Source organism: Aquimonas sp. (assembly GCF_044377145.1).
Classification (GTDB): domain Bacteria; phylum Pseudomonadota; class Gammaproteobacteria; order Xanthomonadales; family Xanthomonadaceae; genus Aquimonas.
Window position 1 is genome coordinate 1 of the sequence record NZ_JBILJQ010000159.1, and the last position, 3830, is coordinate 3830.

The window sequence follows — 3830 nt, forward strand, 5'->3', positions numbered from 1 at the left end:
GGCGAATGTTCATGCAGTCCTCGGAGCGGAAAGCTCGGTCAGCAGGCCAACCAAGACCTCTCGTCCGACCAGCAGCGCTGACCGATTATGCAGGAGGCATTCGTCCGGGATGCGACAGGTAGGTGGGTGGGTGGGCCGGACGCTTACAGTTAATAAATTAATTCAATGGCTTGAGCTGTTTTTGAGCAGCTCGGTCACGGATTCAGGTTTCTTTCAGTGCTCTGGAGCCGTGCCTGAGGGAGCGATCAAGCGCTTCAGCAATGCGTCTTCGTCAATGCGGGTAGAAGTGCGCAGACGACATCCCGGCGAACGCATGCACAGCGCGTCTCGTAGCAACGCTGCACCGAGCCGAACACGCGGGCCTGCGCCATCTAGGGGCGCGCTTTGGCTCGCCAACTGGGAGGCTTGCGACAACATTGCATCATCGGCCTCCGGCAGACGAGCCGCGAGACCGGCGATGAGGGTGAGTGTTTCAACTTCCTTTCGCGTGACTTCGGGTTGTGACAGTAGCGCGCGTAGCCGCGGCCTCAGAAGCGCCCATGCCGCGCTGGGCTCATGATCCAGCATCCGTTGGCGGGCTGCAGCGATCAGTCCATGATCGGAGAACTCCTGCCCGTGCTGAGTGGCATTGCAGCCCTCAAGGTAAGTGTTCGCACGGCTTCGCATTCTCGCTTCCGTCAACACCCAGGCGAAAAAGCACTGATTATGGCTGACGCTCATGTGCAATCCGCTGCGCTCTACTGCATCAATACCGGCTACTGCGGCGGGAAGTTCGTCGCGCCAGAAGTGGGCCGTCACTCGCATAGGCAAGGCCCACAGTTGTGCGCGTGGGTGCGGATTCGAGGCGCTTGCGAGCAAATCAAGCTCCGCAAGGGCGGCTGCATATTCGCGTCCGCCAACGACCTCATTTACCACGAAGTAAGGCAACAAACTGTTGCGTCCATCCAACTGGGCCTCGCCGATGCGCGCACGCACAGCGGCGAGACGTGCACGCCACGTTTGTATAGGGTCGCGATCCATGCTTGCGAGCATCAAGAGCGCTTCAATTTCGACACGAAGGAGACCGGATGCGGAGGCTTGCTCTCTCGCCAGAGCAAGCGCTTCACGCCGCACCTTGAAGAAATCCCCAAGCAACATCGGTCGGGCGCGCAGCGATCTGATCCAAGCTTCGGCCGCTAACCCCCCATCGCCAAGCCGCGTGAATCCACGTCCCACTGCTTCCCAAACATCCGCCGCAGCCTTTCCATCGCCACGATGCAGAAAGGCTGTTGCTGAATGGGTTTCGAGAACCAGCGATGCGTGACTCCAACCGGCGAGTTCCGCGATTTCACGAGCGCTCTTGACTAGGTGAGTCGCGCGATTCAATTCCTGGGTTCGAAGATATGCAAGAATCATCGCGTTCTGTTGCTGAATCCATTCGCTCGCGTTGAGCTCGGTGGACTCCAACCGCCGTCCTGCGCGAAGTACACTTGTTAACTCCAAACGCTCGCCATGGGCTATCATCGCCGCCAGTTCGCACGGGTTTCTGCCAAGCAAATCGGGTGCCACCCTGGCAAGTAAACGTTCGACTCTACAACGCCGCGCAGGTTCATAATTCGCTTGCTCCCAGAGTGCTTTCACCTCAATGCGAGCCTCGTGACTCAGGCCCTGTTCAAAAAGAAGAGGGACAAGAGCCATGCGTGCTTCCAGATTACCTGCATCCAAAGCGATCGCACGACGGTATTCTGCGACTGCAATTTGCCGGCTAAAGCGGGCCTCAGCGAGCCGCCCGGTTACATACGCGTCTGTCGAGGCATTTGGCGCTCGAATAGGCTTTGCAAGCACCTGATTAAACAACTTTTGAATTTCAATGGGAAAGCTCTCGGCGCTGCCATGGAAACGTTCGTTGATTGTGGTTTTTCCCTGCGTCAGCGACACAGCGACCTCGATGAGACCAGCGCTTTCCCCCAGTACCCTCACCTCGATATGGGGTCCACGGAAGGGGTTGGCTTTCTGGACGCTCTGGAAGATCACGATTTCGGCCTGCCGGAGATGCGCCTCCTCAACGACTGGCTTGAGCACTGCTTCGCGCAGCAACGATAGTGCTGGAGTCGTCACGACCGTCACACTCAACTCAGTTTCCAAGACAATTGAGGCCCGATTAAACCAAGCTGAGCCAAGCGAGACGGAAGTCGCCATAAATGCCAGCACAACCACCGCGAAGTGACGTTTTCGGAGAGCACTAGGAATCTCGGCTCGTCGATGCAAAAAAGCAATCTCGGATTGATTTTCGCTGGCCATTGAAGCACTGGAAGGCGCCTCGTTTTGCTCCGCGGAGGGCGAATCAGACAGAATTAAGGAATAGCCACGCTTCGGGCGTGTCACAAGCACGCCTTTATGGCAGGCACCCAACGCCCGCCTGATTTGCCACACACAATGACTGACTGCAGCGTCTTCGACCACTCGCCCGGCCCACACCGTTTCCAGGATTTCCTCTCGCGTTACGAGCCTGTTTGCTCTCCGCGCCAAGACCATCAGAAGGTCCTCGGCACGCGGCGTCAATCCGCTGGGGCCGCCGTCTTTCGAAATGACTAGCCCCTCCGCAGTATCCAGTGTCAGTCCGCCTAGAGTGAATCGGGGCGGCGCTTCGGGGGAGGGGGCGTCACTGGACTGGAGTTGAGATGCTGGCGTGGGCTCAGCATTGGAGCTCCCCTCAGATCGATGTCGGAGTAGTGCGGTAAATCCGTTTATTACTCGATTTCGCATTTGACGACTCTCGAATCGGCCGTTCTCATTCATGGGTCGAATCGGTGGCGACACCGTCTTTCAGTCGCGGCAATCAACAGGATTCGTGGAGAGATTAACGAGATTGGTCTTTCTGGCCCCATCAGTGCTCCTTCGCGTCTCGCGCGTGCTGGTGCCAATCGACCCGAGTTGAGGATCGGGGGCGGCTTGAAGCTTGTGTTGCGGCTCAGCTTTGTCGTTGGCATCTCGCTTTGTGTTGGTGTCGGATCCCGGGCGATCCCGTAGCTGCCCAGGTAGCCGCGACTGGCGGGATCAAGGCCAAACACAGCGAGGTCTTCTACGCCAGCAGATTCGGTATACAGCAGCGCGAAGGATAGTGCCGGAACATGCAGCATTGCCGCGTGAATGAGCAACAGACGGCGTGGCTGCGCCTGTCGAAGCGGCCACAGCAGCAGCCCACGGCAGGCGTAGGCGAGCAGGATGTCGCCTTGGAACACCAGCAGCGCGTGCAGCACGCCGAACAGGGCCAGCGTGGTCAAGCGCGCGAGGTAGCTGTCGGATCCCGGACGACTTCGTCCTGCACAATCGGTCAGCGCTGCTGATCGGACGAGAGGTCTTGGTTGGCCTGCTGACCGATGCTTTCCGCTCCGAGGACTGCATGAACATTCGCCTGCACAAGAACGCCCGAACCACACCCGCCACACGCCGCGAGATCCAGCAGGCGAGCGGCAGCGACTATGGGCTGGCGGAGCGCTTTGAGGTCACGCGTCAGACCATCCGCAAGTGGCGCAAGCGCACGATTCAGCACGACTTGAGCCACACCGCGCATCGTCTGCAGACCACGCTGAACTCGGCGCAGGAAGAGGTCGTGGTGGAACTGCGCAAGACGCTGCGGCTGTCGCTGGATGAGCTGCTGTCGGTGGTGAAGGAGTTCATCCACGCCAGCACGAGCCGGTCGGCACTGGATCGCTTGCTGCGTCGTCGCGGGGTATCGCGGTTGCCGGTCGAAGAAGCGCCTGTGCGGCCGACGAAGGCGTTCAAGGCCTACGATCCAGGCTACGTCCACATCGACGTGAAGTACCTGCCGCAGATGCCTGGAGAGAGCC

General features: G+C 59.2%; 2 protein-coding genes and 2 pseudogenes. 1 reads left to right on the forward strand and 3 read right to left on the reverse strand.

Annotated elements, in window-relative coordinates; genetic code table 11:
- Nucleotides 1–213 precede the first annotated feature (213 nt).
- The 3 genes and pseudogenes from ACIQ7H_RS22025 to ACIQ7H_RS22035 all read right to left on the reverse strand — a co-directional run bounded on the left by ACIQ7H_RS22025 (nucleotide 214) and on the right by ACIQ7H_RS22035 (nucleotide 3263).
- Complete coding sequence (locus tag ACIQ7H_RS22025; RefSeq protein WP_395795617.1) at nucleotides 214–2280, reverse strand: hypothetical protein; 2067 nt, start codon at nucleotides 2278–2280, stop codon at nucleotides 214–216.
- 66 nt (nucleotides 2281–2346) lie between these two features.
- A pseudogene (locus tag ACIQ7H_RS22030) lies at nucleotides 2347–2778 on the reverse strand (transcriptional regulator); the annotation flags it as partial.
- The gene (locus tag ACIQ7H_RS22035; RefSeq protein WP_395795615.1) at nucleotides 2775–3263 is read right to left on the reverse strand and encodes a hypothetical protein; all 489 of its coding nucleotides are present in this window, start codon (nucleotides 3261–3263) and stop codon (nucleotides 2775–2777) included. The pseudogene ACIQ7H_RS22030 and the gene ACIQ7H_RS22035, both read right to left, overlap by 4 nt.
- 119 nt (nucleotides 3264–3382) lie before the next feature.
- On the opposite strand from ACIQ7H_RS22035, the pseudogene ACIQ7H_RS22040 reads away from it, so the two are divergent.
- A pseudogene (locus tag ACIQ7H_RS22040) lies at nucleotides 3383–3830 on the forward strand (IS481 family transposase); the annotation flags it as partial.